1 protein-coding gene is annotated in these 814 nt (G+C 29.0%); it reads left to right on the top strand.

Features of this window, described 5'->3' with window-relative positions; all coding sequences use genetic code 11:
• The first annotated feature begins 37 nt into the window (after positions 1-37).
• Entirely contained in the window at positions 38-745 is a 708-nt protein-coding gene (locus PW52_RS16940; RefSeq protein ID WP_044634173.1) for a uracil-DNA glycosylase family protein, read from the top strand.
• Positions 746-814 lie beyond the last annotated feature (69 nt).

The raw sequence follows: 814 nt of genomic DNA, 5'->3' as shown, positions 1-814 counted from the left end.
AGGTCAACCTATTTCAGTATAATACAAACCGGCAAAGATGAATGAAAAATTGGTCGAACTTTATAAAAGTAATTGGACAAAATTATCAAACGAATTAAATCTAATCATTTCAAACAAAACATATTCTCAAAAACCAACTAACCCTTTACTTTTAAGTATAAATGAAAATGCTTATCTCGAATCCGACATTAAAGTATTATTCCTAGGACAAGAGACTAATGATTGGGGGAACGACTTTAGCGGAAACATAGAAGAAACTTTAGAGATATACGATGATTTTTATAATTCAAACTATGCACTCGATTCTTACGGAGGACACTTTTGGAATGGAATCAATCGGTTTATAGAGTTAATGAACAAAAAATTTAAAGGAAAAAAGGTGAGTTACATTTGGAGTAATGTTGTCAAAATTGGAGCATCAGGCAGAGACCAAAATCATCCAGAAGATTATATCTACAACATTGAATTAGAAAATTTTAAGGTTTTAGAGAAGGAATTAGATATTCTTAAACCTGATGTTATATTATTTGTTTCTGGACCTAATTATGACTATAACATTGAAAAAAACCTTGAAGGAGTTAAATTTTCAAGTTTTAATTCAAACTTTTCCACAAGACAATTAGCAAAAATAAAATATAAAAATTTCAAAAATATTTACAGGACTTACCACCCTAATTATTTGTGGAGAAATAAAATTAATGAGTATTTCAATGCTATAATAAACGACATAGAACTTAAACAATAACGTTGCACAACAATGTATATAATTTATTGCTAGTCCTCGTCTACTTACGAAAATCCTCGCGGATTTTCT

Source organism: Neotamlana sedimentorum (genome assembly GCF_000943565.1).
Classification (GTDB): domain Bacteria; phylum Bacteroidota; class Bacteroidia; order Flavobacteriales; family Flavobacteriaceae; genus Neotamlana; species Neotamlana sedimentorum.
Note: the sequence above shows the minus strand (reverse complement) of the source record. Positions and strands in the feature narration are given on the sequence as shown.

Coding starts and splice junctions, on each gene's coding strand:
- PW52_RS16940 (WP_044634173.1), top strand. CDS start 38: ATGAATGAAAAATTGGTCGAACTTTATAAAAGTAATTGGACAAAATTA.